Consider the following 18321-nt stretch of genomic DNA (forward strand, 5'->3'; position numbering starts at 1 on the left):
ATAGTGGTTCGTGCTTAAAATGTCTAATAGACTTGCTCTAATGAACATTTCGCCTGTGATTTATGATCCAAATGTCGAATAAACACGTTCAAACCTACACTTCACTGCTGTTTTTTCCGCCAAAATGTCAAATAGAAAATCACAAATCATTATTTCACTAATCCTCACCTCTTCAAATTTCCACTTCTTTGAATGAAATCCAGGAAAATGTCGATTGGAAGGCCTCTATGAATGCTTTACCAAAGCTCGCTATAAAGTATAAAAATCAAATTTTATACACAGAAGTTTCTCTAATTGCATATTTTTTATTGACGGCATTTTTTATTATGTAGTATGATGGCAATGCTGTTATTTTTTTTTTTGAAAGGAGCATAGGAAGGTAGAATAACAACTAAAGCGCCAGAACTTATCTTGATCGAAACAAAGATAAGTTGACGAGGTGGAGGTTTATCGAATTGTTCGGCGGGTGCCTCCCGGCTATGTCACAGGTCGTAGCTCTTTCTCAAAACATTCGAGGTGACTCGATGGACAAAGGAAAGCGCATGTGCACATATAAAAATACAAACAGAGATAAGGGGGCAAGTAGGCCCCTGAGCTAGCTTGCCTCCTTATAAGGAGGAATTGGAATATGTGCGGAATAACTGGATATATTGGAATGAATGATGCGAAGGAAGTCTTGCTTAAAGGATTGGAAAAACTGGAATACAGAGGATATGACTCGGCAGGTATTGCTGTTAGAAATGAAGATGGCATTCATATCTTCAAAGAAAAAGGACGTATCGCTGATTTGAGAGCGGAAGTTGACAGAGATGTTGTTGCTTCTGTTGGGATTGGCCATACTAGATGGGCAACACATGGTGTTCCTAGTAAAAGCAATGCCCACCCTCATCAAAGTACTTCCGGTCGCTTTACAATCGTTCATAACGGGGTTATTGAGAACTATTCGTTACTAAAGCAGGAATTTCTGAATGACATTGCTTTTGAAAGTGACACAGATACGGAAGTAATTGTTCAACTAATAGAGAAATTTTCAAGAGACGGATTAGATGCAGAAGCTGCATTCATCAAAACTTTGAAATTATTAATTGGCTCATATGCAATTGCAATGCTTGATACAGAAACACCTGACACCATTTTCGTTGCGAAAAATAAAAGCCCGTTGCTTGTAGGTGTTGGGGATGATTTTAATGTTGTAGCAAGTGATGCAATGGCAATGATTCAAGTAACAGATTCTTTTGTTGAATTGATGGATAAAGAAATTGTAATAGTAAAAAAAGACAGTATTGTACTGAAGAATCTCCAAGGTACTATTATCAATAGAAAACCTTATGTAGCAGAGATTGATGCTAGTGATATTGAAAAAGGCACATATCCTCATTACATGCTAAAAGAAATTGATGAACAACCACTTGTTATGCGTAAAATCATTCAAGCATATCAAGATAAACAAGGAAATCTTGAAGTAGCTGCAGATATTACTGCAGCTGTGCGCGAAGCTGACCGTATTTATATTGTAGCGTGCGGAACAAGTTATCACGCTGGGCTTGTAGGTAAGCAATTTATTGAAACGATGGCTAAAGTTCCAGTAGAAGTTCATGTAGCAAGTGAATTTGTATATAACATGCCACTTCTATCGGAGAAACCATTATTTATCTTTATTTCTCAAAGTGGAGAAACTGCTGATAGCCGAGCAGTTCTCGTGAAAATAAAGGAAATGGGATATAAAGCACTGACAATTACCAATGTGCCAGGATCTACTCTTTCTAGAGAAGCAGATTATACATTGTTATTGCATGCTGGCCCAGAAATTGCAGTAGCATCTACAAAAGCTTATACAGCTCAAATTGCGGTTCTAGCAATTTTAGCAAATGTGACAGCACAATCAAAAGCGATTAAACTAAATTTCGACCTTATTCAGGAGCTTGGAATTGTTGCGAATGCAATGGAAGTACTATGTGACTCAAAAGAAGAGTTTGAAAAAATTGCTAGTCAGTACTTGCCGTTTACACGCAACTGCTTCTTCATTGGTCGTTCATTAGATTATTTTGTTTGTTTAGAAGGAGCTCTTAAATTAAAAGAAATCTCCTATATTCAAGCAGAAGGTTTTGCTGGTGGAGAATTGAAACATGGTACAATTGCTTTAATTGAAGAAGGTACACCTGTCATTGCATTAGCAACTCAAGAAAATGTCAACTGGAGTATTCGTGGCAATGTAAAAGAAGTTGCTGCACGTGGTGCAAACCCATGTATCATCTCTATGAATGGTCTTGACACAGACGAAGACAGATTTGTTTTACCTGAAGTACACGAATTATTAACACCACTTATCTCTGTAGTACCACTACAACTCATTGCTTACTACGCGTCTATACACCGTGGCTGTGACGTTGATAAGCCAAGAAACTTAGCAAAGAGTGTAACAGTAGAGTAACATCTTTTATCTAAAATTAAAATAAGATCTATGAAAGAAACTTCTCTTAATCCGAAGGTATACCAGTACTTCTCATGGTTCACCTTCGGGTTTTTTACTATATATTATTTTGGAGTTGTTGAAGGGAGAATGGATATTGTGATAAAGAGAAAAATATTATCTGCGATTATTAGTAGTTTATTATTTGCATTGTTTTTTTCGATACCTGAAATGGACACGAATTTACTATTAAATTTGTATTATATTAACTTTATGTTAGTAGTTACATATGGGGTTATTGTATCGTCTATCAGCGACTGGATTAGTAAGAAGATGTTTAAATCAACATATGCTCGAGAAATCACCTCTTTTTTATTTCATTGTTTGTTTGGTATAGTGTTTATGCTATTTAGTTTAGTGTCTGCCATTCTATTTTTCTGTACCGATCGTTTATTACAAAGAATAAAACTTAATTGGTGGGTAGTATTGCTAGGATTATTAATAGTAGTGGCAGTATTTTTTATTAATATAATATAAATTTTTTTTAAAAATAAGCTCTGTTAAACTCTGTTGTTGATTTTCGCTCCTGTACACTCTCTTTCTGCGGGCACGGCCTTAGCTAACTTGGCAAAGAAAACCGCTTTGCCAAGTGGATCTTCGGCTCGTGCTGTTCCAGCAGGAGTCTCGTGTACATCCGCTACAATCAACTAAGTTGTTAACAACAATGAACTTTAACAGAGCCTTAAAATAAAACGAATCGAATCATTTTTTATAATAAAATTCCCTCCCTTGTTTTGGTTTCCACAATAGAACTGATAAACTAGTATAGGTCAACATAATGTATTAGGATGTGTTTTATATGAGTAAACAAATAGGGTTTATTGGCTGCGGAAAAATGGGGCAGGCAATGGTGTTAGGAATGATTACTGCTGGAGTAGTAGCGGCTGATTCAATAATGGTAAGTACAAGAACAGAAGATACGTTACAAGTTGTGAAAGAAACGCTACATGTTCAAGGAACGTTAAATAATAAGGAGATTGCCCGCTTTGCAGATATTTTATTTTTGGCAGTTGAACCATCCAGTTATGTGAAGGTTATTGATGAAATTAAGCATGATGTGAAGGAAGATACTGTTATTATCGTGATGGCAGCAGGTATCTCCATTCAAACGGTGGAAAATGCTTTTGGCATGCCTGTAAAAATAGTGCGTACGATGCCAAATACACCTTCACTTGTAAGAGAGGGAATGACGGTCTTTTCTATTAATGAATTAATGACAGAGATAGATTTGGCCAATGTAGTTGAACTCTTAAATTCGTTCGGAAAAACAGAACTTATAGAAGAAGAACTAATGGATGCAGTGCCTGCAATTAGTGGTTCATCGCCAGCATATGTATATATGTTAATAGAAGCAATGGCCGATGGTGGAGTAAGAGATGGTATTCCGAGAAAACAAGCGTACAAACTGGCGGCACAAGCTGTACTCGGAGCTGCGAAAATGGTACTTGAAACGGAAAAGCATCCAGGAAGTTTAAAAGACGATGTATGTACTCCAGGTGGTTCCACTATTCGTGCAGTAGCTGCATTGGAAGAAAGTAATTTCAGATCATCTATCTTGAATGCGATGAAAGCATGTACTAGGAAAAGTAAAGGGTTAGATGCTGAATAAATATAATAATTCTTTTTCATCATTATACTTTTAAATTCTTGATAAGGTATGTTAAAATACTTTTAAGACGCTTACATTTATATAAAAGGATTGTTACTGCAATGCAGGCAAAACCTAAATTTGTTATAGAATATCGATAATGTTATTCTTATATACGAATTTGGGTTTTTTAATTTTGCTTCAAATTCTTAATTATGATAGAGGTGCAAAATGAGAATTGAGAAGGTTCTAAATAATAATGTAGTGATGACCACTAATAAAGATAATCAGGAAATGGTCGTTATGGGTAAGGGTTTAGCTTTCCAAAAAAAGGTTGGGCAAGCTATCGATGATACAAAAATAGAAAAGACATTTGTACTAAAAAAACAAGGGGTTTCCGATAAGCTCGCTTTATTGCTTAAAGATACCTCCGAACTTTACTTGAATATTTCGTCCAGAATTTTAGATTTTGCACAATCTCAACTTTCATATAAATTGGATGAATATTTATACGTTGCCTTAACTGATCATATTAGTTTTGCAATTAGTAGATACAATCAAGGAATCGAACTGAAAAATCCACTGCTATGGGAAATCCGTAAATACTATAAACCGGAGTTCCAAGTTGCTTTAAAGGCACTTGAGATAATTGAGAGTGAAACAGGTATTGCATTAGGGGAGGATGAAGCAGCTTCCATTGCACTACATTTAGTTAATAGTCAGTTATCCGGCGAAAATATGGAGGTAGCTGTACAAACTACCGAGATGGTTAACTCTATTCTAAATATAGTAAAATACCATTTTAAAATGGACTTAGATGAGAATTCGGTTAATTACGGACGGTTTTTGACCCATCTGCGCTTCTTTTCAATTCGGTTTGCACGCAAAGAAAAATTAGAGGAAACTGTAGATTCATTTTTCTATGAACAGATAATGTTAAAGTACCCTGATGCTTATGCATGCACAAAAAAGATTACTACTTATTTAGAGAACCAATTTAAATGGAGCCTAACGAAGGATGAAGAAGTCTATTTAACTGTGCATATTCACCGTGTAACCAATCGCCATAAATTGAAATGAAAATTTTGTCGAAAAATCATTGACATCTTTTGAAAGCGTGTGCTAAACTGCAATTAACAAATTAATAATAATCTTAACTAGGATTGTTACTGATATGCAGGCAAAACCTAAATTGATGCGTCGTATTTTATGGCGTGCAATTTAGGTTTTTTGGTTTTTAGGGGGGTTCTTTAATACGTATTATCAAATTAATATATATAACTAAAGGAATGTTACCTTATTGGGCATAACCTGAATTGACTTTTAACATGCTATCAGTGTGTTTTAGGCCAGTTCAGGTTTTTTATTTGAAAAAATCTAATGAAGGAAGAAGGGCCTTTTATGAAGTATGAAAAACTAGCCAAAGACATAATTGAAAATGTCGGGGGAAAAGAAAATGTTAACAGTCTTGTCCATTGTATTACCCGTCTCCGCTTCAAGTTAAAGGATGAAGGAAAGGCAAATACAGATGTATTAAAAAATATGGATGGCGTTGTTACGGTTATGAAAAGTGGTGGACAGTATCAGGTTGTAATTGGAAATCATGTACCTGATGTCTATAAAGCAGTCGTGGCAGAAGGTGGATTCCAGTCTTCAAGCCCCGTTGAAGCAACAGAAGAGGAAAAGAAAAAAGGAAATATATTAAATAGCTTTATAGACATGATCTCCGGTATCTTTACTCCTATTCTTGGGGTATTAGCAGCATCAGGTATGATTAAAGGCTTTAATGCATTATTTGTAGGAATTGGCTGGCTAGATGATACTGGTGGAACATATCAGATCTTAAATGCTATTGGGGATGCACTATTTTACTTCTTACCAATCTTATTAGGCTATACAGCAATGAAAAAGTTCGGTGGTACACCATTCGTAGGTATGGTTATTGCTATGGCTCTCGTTTATCCTGCACTTGCAGGAATTCCAAATGCAGGAGAACCTTTATATACATTATTTGCAGGTACTATGTTTGAATCACCTGTTTACATTGAGTTCTTTGGTATTCCAGTTATCTTAATGACGTACGCTATGTCTGTTATTCCTATTATCGTCTCTGCATTCTTTGCAGCGAAGTTAGAAAAGTTCTTGACGAAAGTAATTCCGGATGTTGTAAAGCTATTCTTAGTTCCAATGTTTACTTTATTAATCATTATTCCATTAACTTTTATTGTAATTGGTCCAATTGCAACATGGGCAAGCCAGCTATTAGGACAAGCTACTACATGGATATATGATTTAAGTCCAATAATTGCAGGAGCATTTGTTGGTGGATTTTGGTTAGTATTTGTTATGTTTGGGCTTCACTGGGGTCTTGTTCCGATTGCAATTAACAACTTTGCTAGTCAAGGTTGGGATCCAATATTAGCAGCGATGTTCGTTCATTCATTCGCGCTTGCGGGTGCTATCTTAGCTGTCTGGATTAAAACAAAAAGTTCTAAAACAAAAACACTTAGCGCACCTGCATTTATCTCTGCATTATTTGGTGTTACCGAGCCTGGTATGTACGGTATTGCCCTACCACTAAAAAAACCATTTATCTTTACAATCATATCATCCGCTATCGGTGGAGCGATGTTAGGAGGATTTGGTACGGTAGGATATGTCATGGGTGGATTAGGTGTCTTCCAAATTCCTAGCTTTATACCGGAATCTGGTATAGATATGTCAGTTATCGGTGCAATAATTGCAGCAATTGTTGGATTCGTTCTAGCATTCGCATTATCTTACTTCTTTGGTGGAATTAATAAAAATCAAGAAAAGTCATTAGTAAATGAAAAGAAAGTGGAAGAAAAAGCGCTCGAAAACGAAAACACAAAGGTTGAAACAATTGTTAGCCCACTCAGTGGTGAAGTGAAAAACTTAGCTGACATTGAAGACGCGGCATTTGCTTCAGGTGCATTGGGACAAGGGGTTGCAATTGAGCCAATAGAAGGTAAACTTTTTGCACCTGTATCAGGTACAGTAACTGCTTTGTTCCCTACAAATCACGCTATAGGTATTACATCCGATGAAGGAGCAGAAATATTAATTCACATAGGTATGGACACTGTTCAATTAGAGGGAAAACATTTTACTTCTCATACGTCACAAGGTAGTCGTGTAGAACAAGGTCAATTACTAATTGAATTTGATATAGAAGGAATTAAAGAAGCAGGTTTTCCATTAACAACTCCTGTTGTAGTAACAAACTATATGAATTATGAGGTTTTACCAATTTCTAATGTAGTAGTTAAGTCGCAAGAGGAATTGTTACAAGTAAAACCAAAATAATATTGAATTAATTTTTAACAAAGGCAGGCATCTGCTGAAATTGTAAGTGGATGCCTTAGCCAAATTAAAACTGAGGAGGAATAATCATGGCGAAACAATTTCCAGAAGGATTCTTATGGGGTGGAGCAACAGCTGCCAATCAATTTGAAGGTGGTTATAAAGAAGGCGGAAAAGGTTTAAATCTTGCAGACGTACTACCAGGTGGAAAAGTAAGATTACAAATAATATCACAACCAGGGTTTAACTATGAAATTGATCATACGAAATATACGTATCCGAATCATGAGGGCATAGATTTCTACCATCGCTATAAAGAAGATATTGCTTTATTTGCAGAGATGGGCTTCAAAGTATTCCGTATGAGTATCGCGTGGAGTCGTATTTTCCCTAATGGTGACGAGCTTGAGCCAAATGAAGAAGGTCTTGCATTTTATGACCGTGTCTTTGATGAGCTACACAAACATGGTATTGAGCCATTGGTTACCCTAGCTCACTATGAAACACCTCTACATTTGATTAAAGAATATGGTGGATGGAGAAATCGTAAATTAGTAGAGTTCTTTGAGCGTTATGTAAGAACCGTCTTTACTCGGTATAAAGATAAAGTGAAATACTGGTTAACATTTAACGAAATTAATGGTGCAACACATATGCCATTAATTGGACTAGGTTTTTCCCCTGAAAGTGAAGAAACACGATTACAAGATAGTTTCCAGGGGCTACATCACCAATTCGTTGCAAGTGCACAAGCAGTTAAAATTGGTCATGAGATTATTCCTGGTTCACAAATTGGATGTATGTTAATTTATGCACCAGTATATTCATTCGATTCTAATCCTGATAATGTGATGTATGCAAGACAGGAAGCAGATATCTTCAACTTCTTCTGTGGAGATATACAAGTGCGTGGTGAATATCCATATTTTGCGAAGCGTTATTTCAAAGAGAATAATATTGAATTAGATATCCGAGAAGGAGATTTAGAAACAATTAAAGAAGGTACGGTAGACTTCATTTCCTTTAGTTACTACATGTCACGCACGGATAAAAAGGAAAAGACACCAGAAGAGGTTGGTGTTGGTAATCTAATTGGTGGAATAAAAAATCCATTCTTAAAAGCAAGTGAGTGGGGTTGGGAAATTGATCCAGTTGGTTTAAGAATTGCGTTAAATGAACTGTATGGTCGCTACCAAAAGCCATTAATGATTGTTGAAAACGGTCTTGGTGCTTATGACAAAGTAGAAGAAGATGGTAGCATCAATGATGACTATCGAATTGAATACATGCGTGACCATATTAAACAAATGGGTGAAGCAATTGAAGATGGTGTAGACCTGATTGGTTACACAAGTTGGGGTTGTATTGATTTAGTAAGTATGTCTACTGGTCAATACTCAAAACGTTACGGATTTATTTATGTAGACAAGCATGATGACGGTAGCGGTACATTAGAACGTAAACGTAAGAAATCATTTTTCTGGTATAAAGATGTTATTTCTTCCAATGGAGAGGTACTTTAAATTTCTATCAGTATAGGAAAGGATAAATGACCAAACAAATATTGATTTGGTCATTTATTTTTTTGCAAAGGGGAAGAGAAGGATGAAGTTTATATTTTTAGATATCGATGGTACGTTAGTTGATTATTCAGGAAAGCTACCAGAATCAGCATCTACTGCGGTTAAAGAAGCTAGAAAAAATGGCCATAAAATATATATCACAACTGGTAGAAGTAAGGCAGAAATATATCCTTATTTATGGGATGTTGGCTTGGATGGCATGATTGGGGGAAATGGTATGTACATTGAACACAATGGGGTCGTCATTCAAGACAAAAAGTTGGATAAGGAAATAGTTACGCAAGTGGTAGATTGGTTAAATGAAAGAGGACTCGGTTTTTATTTAGAGAGCAAAAATGGTTTGTTTGCAAATGAATATTTTCTACCAAAGGCTGCTTCTGTTTACGGTGAGAATACTATCGAAAATCAAGAGCGGATCCGTAGTATATTTCCAGAAATGATATATGATGCACAACTTTATCGGGATGATGTCGCGAAAATAAGCTTTGTTTTAGAATCAAATTCTCTTGAAATAGCAGAGAGAGATTTTGGTAATAAATTAAAAGTTAGCAGTTGGACTGCAACAGGGAAAAGAAGAGAGTTTGGTGAATTTGCACTTTTAGGGGTAGATAAGGTAAATGCAGTTCATACTCTCTTAGAATATTTGAATGGGGATATAAAAGATACCCTTGCTTTTGGTGATGCAGAAAATGATGTAAAAATGGTGAGAAATTGTGGAATTGGAGTCGCCATGGGGAATGCTGAACGTATTTTAAAAGAAGAAGCAGATTATATTACGGATGATGTGGAACAGAACGGATTATTTAATGCATTTAAGCATTTTGGTTTAATATAAATAATTTTGGTACAATAGTATTGTTCAACTAGTCCACTTTTATTATAATAAGTATTATGTAGATAATATTTTTAAAGGATTGTTACTGATTAGCAGGCAAAACCTAAATAAGTGTTCCTTATTTTTTTGTATAAGGAAACGCTTATTTAGGTTTTTTGTTTTTTGGGGTCTTTTAAAAATTTATCAACAAATTTTTATTATGAAAATAAAGGAGATTATATATATTATGGTAGAACAAAAGTTTACAGTTATTGATCAAACAGGTATCCACGCACGTCCTGCGACAATTTTGGTGCAAACTGCAAGTAAATTTAATTCTGAGATCCAATTAGCATATAACGGTAAATCAGTGAACATGAAATCAATAATGGCGGTCATGTCATTAGGAGTTGGAAAAGACGCTGAAATAAAAATTAGTGCTGATGGAAATGATGAGCAAGACGCATTGAGTACTTTACAAGGAATTTTAAATCAAGAAGGGTTGGCTAAGTAATGAATGTGATAAAAGGAATTGCTGCCTCAAATGGAATAGCGATTGCTAAAGCATATCGGTTAGTAGAACCAGATCTTTCCTTTGAAAAGAAAACAATAGAAGATCTTTCATTAGAAATTACTCGGTTTAAGGATGCACTAAATACTTCTAAAATAGAACTAGAGGCTATTCGCGACAAAGCGAATTCAGAGCTCGGTGCTGATAAGGCAGCTATTTTCGAAGCGCATTTACTTGTCTTAAGTGACCCAGAGTTAATATCCCAAATTGAGGATAAAATTAGCTCAGAACGAGTAAATGCAGAACAAGCATTAAAAGAAGTTGCAGATATGTTTATTATGATGTTTGAGCAAATGGATAATGATTATATGAAAGAGCGTGCGGCAGACATAAGAGATGTGACGAAGCGAGTTCTTTCTCATCTACTTGGTGTTGAATTAGTTAACCCGAGTATGATTTCTAGTGAGGTAATCATCGTTGCGGAAGATTTAACTCCTTCCGATACTGCTCAATTAAACCGTCAATTTGTTAAGGGATTTACAACGAATATCGGTGGACGTACTTCTCATTCTGCTATCATGGCACGTTCTATGGAAATACCAGCTGTAGTTGGAACTAAATCCGCAACAGAAGATATCAAAAATGGAGACTTAGTCATCATTGACGGTTTAAAAGGTGAAGTATATATTAATCCCACATCCGAAGTAATTGCTCAATACGAAAAGGAACATATTCGTTATGAAGAACAAAAGGCGGAGTGGGCAAAGCTTGTAAATGAAAAAACGATTTCCATTGATGGTCACCAAGTTGAGTTAGCAGCAAATATTGGAACACCTAATGACCTAGAAGGCGTCATTAATAATGGTGGAGAAGGTATTGGTCTATACAGAACTGAATTTTTATATATGGGGCGTAATGAACTTCCGACCGAAGAGGAACAGTTTGAATCATATAAGGCGGTTCTAGAAGGCATGAATGGAAAGCCTGTTGTGGTTAGAACATTAGATATTGGTGGAGATAAAGAGCTCCCTTATTTAGAACTACCGAAAGAAATGAATCCTTTTCTTGGCTTCAGAGCAATTCGTCTTTGCTTAACAGAACAAGATTTGTTTCGTACCCAATTACGTGCTTTGTTACGAGCAAGCACATATGGAAATTTAAAGATTATGTTTCCAATGATTGCAACCTTAGATGAATTCCGTGAGGCAAAAACGATTTTAGAAGAAGAAAAGCAAAAGTTAGTTACGGAAGGAATTGCGGTTGCAGAGAATATTGAACTTGGGATCATGGTCGAAATTCCGTCAACAGCAGTTATGGCGGACCAATTTGCTAAAGAGGTAGACTTCTTTAGTATTGGAACAAATGATTTAATTCAGTACACTATGGCTGCTGACCGTATGAACGAGCGGGTTTCCTATTTATATCAACCATATTCACCTGCTATTTTACGCTTAGTAAAAATGGTAATTGATGCTGCTCATCATGAAGGCAAATGGGTTGGCATGTGTGGAGAAATGGCTGGAGACGAAACTGCTATTCCGTTATTGCTAGGTCTCGGTCTAGATGAATTCTCTATGAGTGCGACTTCCATTCTAAAAGCACGCTCGCAAATTGCTCATCTTTCCAAAAAAGAGATGGAGGATTTAGCAGATAAAGCCTTGAGAATGAGCACAACAAAAGAAGTCATAGAGGCAGTTAAAGCAGGAACTAGCAATTAATAAATGTACAAGATGAATGATCGTATTAGTGATATAGCTTATCGGAGTCCGATAAGCTATTTTATATTATCTTGGAATAAAGCCCAAAACATAGGATGCTTGATATTATATTTCCTTCATTTTAGCACCTATGCTTAAAAGTGGGTCTCTTTTAATTTATTGTAGATATAGGCACAGACGGAGATTGATTTGTTTACAATACTTATACCAGTTGATATATTAAGCGTTAATATTGAATTAAACAGAGAGGGGTTTGAAGATGGATGTAAGGTACCCAATTGGTAAACTACAAGTACCGGAGAAAGTAACGTCTGAAAATATTCAAGAGTGGCTAAAAGAAATTGAAACTTACACGATGCGACTAAGGGAAACTGTTGATTCATTAAATGATGAGGAATTAAGCAGAACGTATCGTGATGGTAGCTGGAATGTTCGACAACTTGTGCATCACATTGCAGACTCTCAATTGAACATGTATCAACGTTTGAAACTGGCTTTAACGGATGAGAATCCAACAGTACCAGGCTTTGATGAAGAGAAGTGGGCAATTCAACCTGATACAAAGCTTCCTGTAGAAAGTTCTATTAAAATGCTTGAAGGAATTAATGAGCGGATTGTTGCTTTAGGACAAAATTTAACAGAAGAACAATTAAATCGAGTATTTACCCACCAAACAAACGGTGAAATAACAGTAGCAGCAAAGGTTGCAAAACTATCTTGGCACGAAGAACATCACTTAGCCCATATAAAAATAGCATTATCCAAATAAAATTTTACATAAAAGTGGCTTATCTAGTGATGATAAGCCATTTTTTACTGAACAACCTGATCATATAGGTCGACCTTCAAATCCAATTGGAAAGCCATTTTGATTAAATTTCACTCTGTACTGAAAAAGATTTTCTAGAGAATCTCCATATGTAAAGTCGATTGTAAAACCTAATAACTGGAAGCCTTCGAGATTTAGAATCGAACTAAAGGTTATCTCATCTAAACTATAATCTTCGGATTCATGATTTAGGAAAAATTCACTTAAGTAACTAATAGATATGTCGAGGTACTTTGAGAACTTTGGAATGGTTTGTAATGCGAACTGAAGACATTCATTATCGGGCCCTTCTTCATTTCCTTCAATATCTCTACATCCTCATGTTCGGCAATATCAAAGCTGTGAAACCAATAGCAAGAAATATAATTATTTTTAAGGTGACTTAACATAAGATTATCTAATAAAACTTCCTGCATATTAAGCTGTGTATCAGTTAAATTTATGCGTTTCATTTAAACAGCTCAGAATAAGTCTGTGCTTGAAATGGTACAGTAGTTGAAACAACACTTATATACTAGCATCCTAGTATAATAAAAATGTGCTGTCTATAGTGAAAAATACTCAGGATATAAGCCCGTCTTATTCCGTAGGAGTGGATAAATTGGTACCAATAAAATTTAATAATTGGTTGTTAGAAGTAGACCTTCATAAAACAAAGGAATTTTACCGGAAAGATGTGGAGCTGTGCAACTGCATATATTGTGAAAATTATATAAAAGTATGTAAGCAATTAGGTAAACCCTTAATAGATGTATTTGCAACCTTTGGAATTAATCCCACAAAACCAAGTCACTTATCTGAATTTGGTGCAGAAGAAGATGGCTTAAGACTATACATAGGTAGTTATCACTTCGTTGGAAAATTAATCAATGGAGTATATTGTTCAGATTCTAATTGGAATGCCGGTAATACAGTAAAAGTTGAAAATTTCACGTTTGGATTTAGTGAAGAGTTACAATTTGTACATAAAGAGTTAGAGCATCCTGTATTACAATTAGATTTTGAAGCCCGTATTCCATGGATATTGAATCAAGGCCCAGAAGAATAAAAATTTTTACAAAAATCTAATGTAATGGAAGCCTAATCCTGAAAAATGGATAAACTAGTATAAAATAAAGTGTTCGTTTATCACTATGTTGATAATTGTAGAAGAGAGAACATTTAATATATGCACCCTTAATAAATAGGGGTACGGAGGATGAAAGTAATGACGAATGTACGATTAAGGCCACTAGAAAGAGTGGATTTAGGATTTGTTCATAAGTTAAATATTAATGCAAACATCATGTCCTATTGGTTCGAGGAGCCATATGAGTCTTTTGTGGAATTACAGGACTTGTATGATAAGCATATCCACGATCAAGGTGAGCGTAGATTTATTGTAGAGAAGGGTACTGAAATGGTTGGTCTCGTGGAATTGGTGGAGATTGACTATATTCACCGTCGAGCAGAATTCCAAATTATCATTGATCCGGCTTACCAAGGTAACGGCTATGCGAAGTCTGCTACGTATCTTGCAATGGACTATGCATTTTCTGTATTAAATTTATATAAGTTATATTTGATAGTCGATAAAACAAACGAAGTAGCAATTCATATCTACAAAAAACTCGGTTTTCAATTCGAAGGTGAATTAATCGATGAGTTTTTTGTGGATGGTGAATATCATAATGCAATCAGAATGTGCATGTTTCAACATCAATATTTTAAAAGGAATGCGTGAATAATTATATGACTGCTGGAAATCAGATGGAGATAGATCTGACTTTCAGCAGTTTTTTTATTAGGAGGGAGATAATAGGGAGTAGTTCGTGCCTTCTTCTGAGAAAAATGTTGTTAGTTGATCACAATGGAAGGTGTAGCGCGCCCTCATCTTAGAAAAAAGCCACAAGGAGGTCACGCAAGAACGTTCAACGTGCCCGCCTGCGAGAAAAAAGCTACGAGGAGGTCACGCAAGAGAGTTCAACGTGCCCGCTTCCGAGAAAAAAGCTAGGAGGAGGTCACGCAAGAGAGTTCAACGTGCCCTCTTCCGAGAAAAAGCTAGGAGGAGGTCACGCAAGAGAGTTCAACGTGCCCGCTTGCGAGAAAAAAGCCACGAGGAGGTCACGCAAGAGAGTTCAACGTGCCCTCTTCCGAGAAAAAAGCTAGGAGGAGGTCACGCAAGAGAGTTCAACGTGCCCGCTTGCGAGAAAAAAGCCACGAGGAGGTCACGCAAGAGAGTTCAACGTGCCCGCTTGCGAGAAAAAAGCCACAAGGAGGTCACGCAAGAGAGTTTAACGTGCCCTCCTGCGAGAAAAAAGCCACGAGGAGGTCACGCTGGAACATTTAACGTGCCCCCTCCGATAAAAAACACCTCCCGAAGGTTACGCTGGATTCCGCAGCAAGCCCTCCTCCATGAAAAATTCCTCTCAGCGGTCCTACAGCCCAGCGCCACGTGGCAGATTCATTTAATCTAAGTATAAAATAAATAGGTCCCCTCTAATTGGTTCTGAATTAGGGGACCATTTTTATTCGGCTACTAATAAAACAGATAATTTATTTCTAGTTCATCGCGAGTCCTTTCCGTGGTCGTGTAGCTCTATACCAATGGAGGCAAAGGATACAGATGATTACAATGTCAATTATATCTCCTCCGTAGTACATCACCATACTCCCAATTTCCGCTTGTTTCGGAGCTACTCCAACAGGTGGATTAGCGTAGATAAATTTTGATAATATTCCGTGCCATGCTAAGGAAATGACGAGTGCTAATGCACGCTCTACAAAGGGAACGCGGTGAGAAATGGGATCAAAATAGATAATCGATATTGTGAATAAATAACCCGCTAAAAAGACGTGTAAGTGGACAATTACAAATAACAGGAGATACTCGTGCATAAACGAGTACAGATTTGTTGTATATAACACCCATAATCCACCAACATTTAAGAAAGAAGTAATAAAAGGATTAGTATAAAACCGCATCGGTCTACTTCTCAGTATCTTTGAGATTTTTCTTGCTAAAGGAACACTTAATGTCCTCAGGATTAGCGTCATGGGAGCGGAAACCGCCAAAAGCAATGGAGCAAGCATTCCTAATAGTAAATGCCCAATCATATGTGCTTTGAAATCTGTATGGGAGAGGGTAGCAAGTGGACCAGCAACGGCAGTTATTGCTAAGATAACTCCTAATGACCAACAAATAGTACGATGGAGTGGCCATTGCTTGAATCGTCTGCTTGAATAATGGGCTGCCATTATATATGCAATTAATCCCAATAAAAAGGGTAATGCTAAAAGGATCTGTGGAAGTAACCCATCAACAGGATGGATATTCATGACTTCAGATTGAATTGGGTGGTTATGATTATTCATTTAAAGCCAACCTCTCCCTTTCGTGCACGAACTATGAGCATGAAACCAATTAATAATAACAATATAGCAATCAAGTTCCATATGACATCATATATAAAAATGTTCTCTACATAACGAATCTGATGTACTCGCATTAATTTGTGTTGGATTGTACCATCATATAATTGAAAGAAGCCAGTACCTAAAAAGACTCCACCCCACCATTTTTGAAGCCATAAACCATTTCGACGTCGCAGGTCAGCAAACAAAAACAACCCACCTATTGTTGCAAACCAACTAAATGCATGAAAAAGTCCGTCAGATATTAAGCCAATTTCTGTTGTCGACTTGTCATAAAAGTGATGCCATCTCAATATTTGATGGAATACGACTTCGTCTATAAAAGCGGCAAAACCTATGCCAAATAGCAATCCTGATAGTAGATTCCGTTTCGAATATTTGGAGACAGCATTTTGCGCGTTTTCATTCATATTTGCAATTACTCCTGTTAGTCATATTAATATTACTTCTTCACCAAGTATTTCCTCTGTTGTTTACAAATAAACCCAAAAATTGTACTAATTAGGTAAAATATCCACAATTATGATTGAACTGATACCCCACCTTTGCTATGATAAGAAAGGTAATAAATAAATGGAGGTTTTCCTAGTGACAGCATCAATGAGATTACGATTCCCAAGTATCAATCGCTAATTGAATACGTTTGAAGGCTCTGTTTATATACAGGGTGCTGGGATTGGTCTGTCTATTTTAAGGGAACCTATATTTTTTGGTTATTTAGAAGAGGAACGCAGATTCGCTCTTTTTTTGTTGCCTTAAAATGCTACAGAGCAGTTCATTCAAAGGAAAATTTATTTGAAATGAGAGGTTTGCTCGTGAATAATGTAAAAGATATCAGTAAAGAAAATTGGTTAAAAAATATCATTCTTTTTCTAAGTAGCCAAACAATATCATTATTTGGCTCATCTATTGTTCAATATGCCATTATGTGGCATATCACTTTAACAACGGAATCAGGATTAATGATGACGTTATATATCATATGTGGGTTTGTACCAACCTTTATTTTGTCACCAGTTGCAGGGGTTTGGGCAGATCGATATAACCGTAAAATGCTGATTATTTCAGCAGATGGATTGATTGCAATAGCGACATTGATCCTTGCTATTCTATTTATAATGGGCTTTGATTCCATCTGGCTGCTATTTGGGATTGCAGCTGTACGTGCTTTTGGATCTGGGATTCAAATGCCAGCAGTTGGAGCTATATTACCGCAAATTGTTCCGAAAGATAAGCTAACAAAAGTAAACGGAGCAAATGGTAGTATTCAAGCAATCATTATGTTTGTTTCTCCAATGGTCAGTGCAGCACTATTGAGCATGACAACACTGGAAATGATACTATTTGTGGATGTCATCACGGCAGCAATTGCGATTGTTACGCTATTTGCATTAAAGGTTGCAGTACATGAAAAAGCAGCTGTGAAGCAAACAACAGGCTATTTTAGTGACTTTAAAGAAGGATTACAATATGTGAATAACCACAGTTTTCTAAAGGTGTTTTTCCTGTTTTTGGCGGTGTTCTTTGTACTGATGGCACCAGCGTCCTTTTTGACACCACTTCAAGTTACACGGAGCTTTGGTGATGATGAGTGGCGTCTTGCAGCAATTGAAATTGCCTTCTCCATAGGGATGATGGTAGGGGGAGGAATTATTGCTTCTTGGGGCGGTTTCTCGAATAAAATAAAAACCATTGGATTCTCCAGTGTTATTATGGGTGTTTGTACATTAGCACTCGGTATTGTACCAATGTTTTGGTTTTACTTAGCCTTTATGGCATTATTTGGTGTTGCCATGCCAATACTCAACACACCCGCAACTGTTTTATTACAGGAGAAAGTAGAAGAGCAATATTTAGGAAGAGTATTTGGAGTCATGGGAATGATTTCAACGTCAATGATGCCACTAGGTATGTTGATATTTGGTCCAATAGCAGATTATATTGAGATAGAATATTTATTAATTGGAACCGGAATTTTTATTATTGTATTGGCCATCTTCCTAAGCAGAAACAAAGTACTAATCGAAGCAGGAAAACCTGCGGTAGAAGAATCATAAAATATAAAAAGAC

At 36.4% G+C, this 18321-nt stretch carries 15 protein-coding genes; 13 read left to right on the forward strand and 2 right to left on the reverse strand.

Annotated elements, in window-relative coordinates; genetic code table 11:
• Positions 1 to 628 precede the first annotated feature (628 nt).
• From glmS to speG, 12 genes are all read left to right on the forward strand, one after another.
• Positions 629 to 2431: a glutamine--fructose-6-phosphate transaminase (isomerizing) gene (gene glmS, locus ACFPM4_RS10360; RefSeq protein WP_382351069.1), complete on the forward strand. Its 1803-nt coding sequence runs from the start codon at positions 629 to 631 to the stop codon at positions 2429 to 2431.
• Positions 2432 to 2569: 138 nt separating this feature from the next.
• Entirely contained in the window at positions 2570 to 2947 is a 378-nt protein-coding gene (locus tag ACFPM4_RS10365) for a hypothetical protein (RefSeq protein WP_382351072.1), read from the forward strand.
• Positions 2948 to 3269: 322 nt separating this feature from the next.
• Entirely contained in the window at positions 3270 to 4079 is an 810-nt protein-coding gene (gene proC / locus ACFPM4_RS10370) for a pyrroline-5-carboxylate reductase (protein ID WP_382351075.1), read from the forward strand.
• Positions 4080 to 4289: 210 nt separating this feature from the next.
• A complete protein-coding gene (licT, locus tag ACFPM4_RS10375) occupies positions 4290 to 5138 on the forward strand; it encodes a BglG family transcription antiterminator LicT (protein WP_382351078.1) in 849 nt (282 codons plus the stop codon).
• 321 nt (positions 5139 to 5459) lie between these two features.
• Positions 5460 to 7385 (forward strand): beta-glucoside-specific PTS transporter subunit IIABC, encoded by a 1926-nt coding sequence (locus tag ACFPM4_RS10380; protein WP_382351081.1) that lies wholly within the window; start codon positions 5460 to 5462, stop codon positions 7383 to 7385.
• Between the two features lie 86 nt (positions 7386 to 7471).
• Positions 7472 to 8905: a glycoside hydrolase family 1 protein gene (locus ACFPM4_RS10385; protein WP_382351083.1), complete on the forward strand. Its 1434-nt coding sequence runs from the start codon at positions 7472 to 7474 to the stop codon at positions 8903 to 8905.
• 82 nt (positions 8906 to 8987) lie between these two features.
• Positions 8988 to 9800 carry an HAD family hydrolase gene (locus tag ACFPM4_RS10390; protein WP_382351085.1) on the forward strand — a complete coding sequence of 271 codons (813 nt, stop codon included), beginning with the start codon at positions 8988 to 8990 and terminating at the stop codon, positions 9798 to 9800.
• Between the two features lie 226 nt (positions 9801 to 10026).
• Positions 10027 to 10293 carry a phosphocarrier protein HPr gene (locus ACFPM4_RS10395; RefSeq protein WP_382351088.1) on the forward strand — a complete coding sequence of 89 codons (267 nt, stop codon included), beginning with the start codon at positions 10027 to 10029 and terminating at the stop codon, positions 10291 to 10293.
• Complete coding sequence (ptsP, locus tag ACFPM4_RS10400; RefSeq protein WP_382351091.1) at positions 10293 to 12008, forward strand: phosphoenolpyruvate--protein phosphotransferase; 1716 nt, start codon at positions 10293 to 10295, stop codon at positions 12006 to 12008. The genes ACFPM4_RS10395 and ptsP overlap by 1 nt, the downstream gene beginning before the upstream one ends.
• 259 nt (positions 12009 to 12267) lie before the next feature.
• Positions 12268 to 12777 carry a YfiT family bacillithiol transferase gene (locus tag ACFPM4_RS10405; protein WP_382351094.1) on the forward strand — a complete coding sequence of 170 codons (510 nt, stop codon included), beginning with the start codon at positions 12268 to 12270 and terminating at the stop codon, positions 12775 to 12777.
• Positions 12778 to 13438: 661 nt separating this feature from the next.
• Positions 13439 to 13885 carry a protein-tyrosine phosphatase family protein gene (locus ACFPM4_RS10410; RefSeq protein ID WP_382351097.1) on the forward strand — a complete coding sequence of 149 codons (447 nt, stop codon included), beginning with the start codon at positions 13439 to 13441 and terminating at the stop codon, positions 13883 to 13885.
• A 159-nt stretch (positions 13886 to 14044) separates the two neighbouring features.
• Positions 14045 to 14560 (forward strand): spermidine N1-acetyltransferase, encoded by a 516-nt coding sequence (speG, locus tag ACFPM4_RS10415; RefSeq protein WP_382352038.1) that lies wholly within the window; start codon positions 14045 to 14047, stop codon positions 14558 to 14560.
• Positions 14561 to 15378: 818 nt separating this feature from the next.
• Here speG and ACFPM4_RS10420 read toward each other — a convergent pair.
• Positions 15379 to 16191: a cytochrome c oxidase assembly protein gene (locus ACFPM4_RS10420; protein WP_382351100.1), complete on the reverse strand. Its 813-nt coding sequence runs from the start codon at positions 16189 to 16191 to the stop codon at positions 15379 to 15381.
• On the reverse strand, positions 16188 to 16661 hold the full coding sequence (locus ACFPM4_RS10425; RefSeq protein ID WP_382351103.1) for a DUF2243 domain-containing protein: 474 nt from the start codon (positions 16659 to 16661) through the stop codon (positions 16188 to 16190). The genes ACFPM4_RS10420 and ACFPM4_RS10425 overlap by 4 nt, the downstream gene beginning before the upstream one ends.
• 405 nt (positions 16662 to 17066) lie before the next feature.
• Between ACFPM4_RS10425 and ACFPM4_RS10430 the strand changes: the two genes are divergently transcribed.
• A complete protein-coding gene (locus ACFPM4_RS10430) occupies positions 17067 to 18308 on the forward strand; it encodes an MFS transporter (RefSeq protein ID WP_382351106.1) in 1242 nt (413 codons plus the stop codon).
• Positions 18309 to 18321: the final 13 nt, after the last annotated feature.

This window comes from Lederbergia graminis, assembly GCF_042655485.1.
Lineage (GTDB): Bacteria > Bacillota > Bacilli > Bacillales > Bacillaceae_C > Lederbergia > Lederbergia graminis.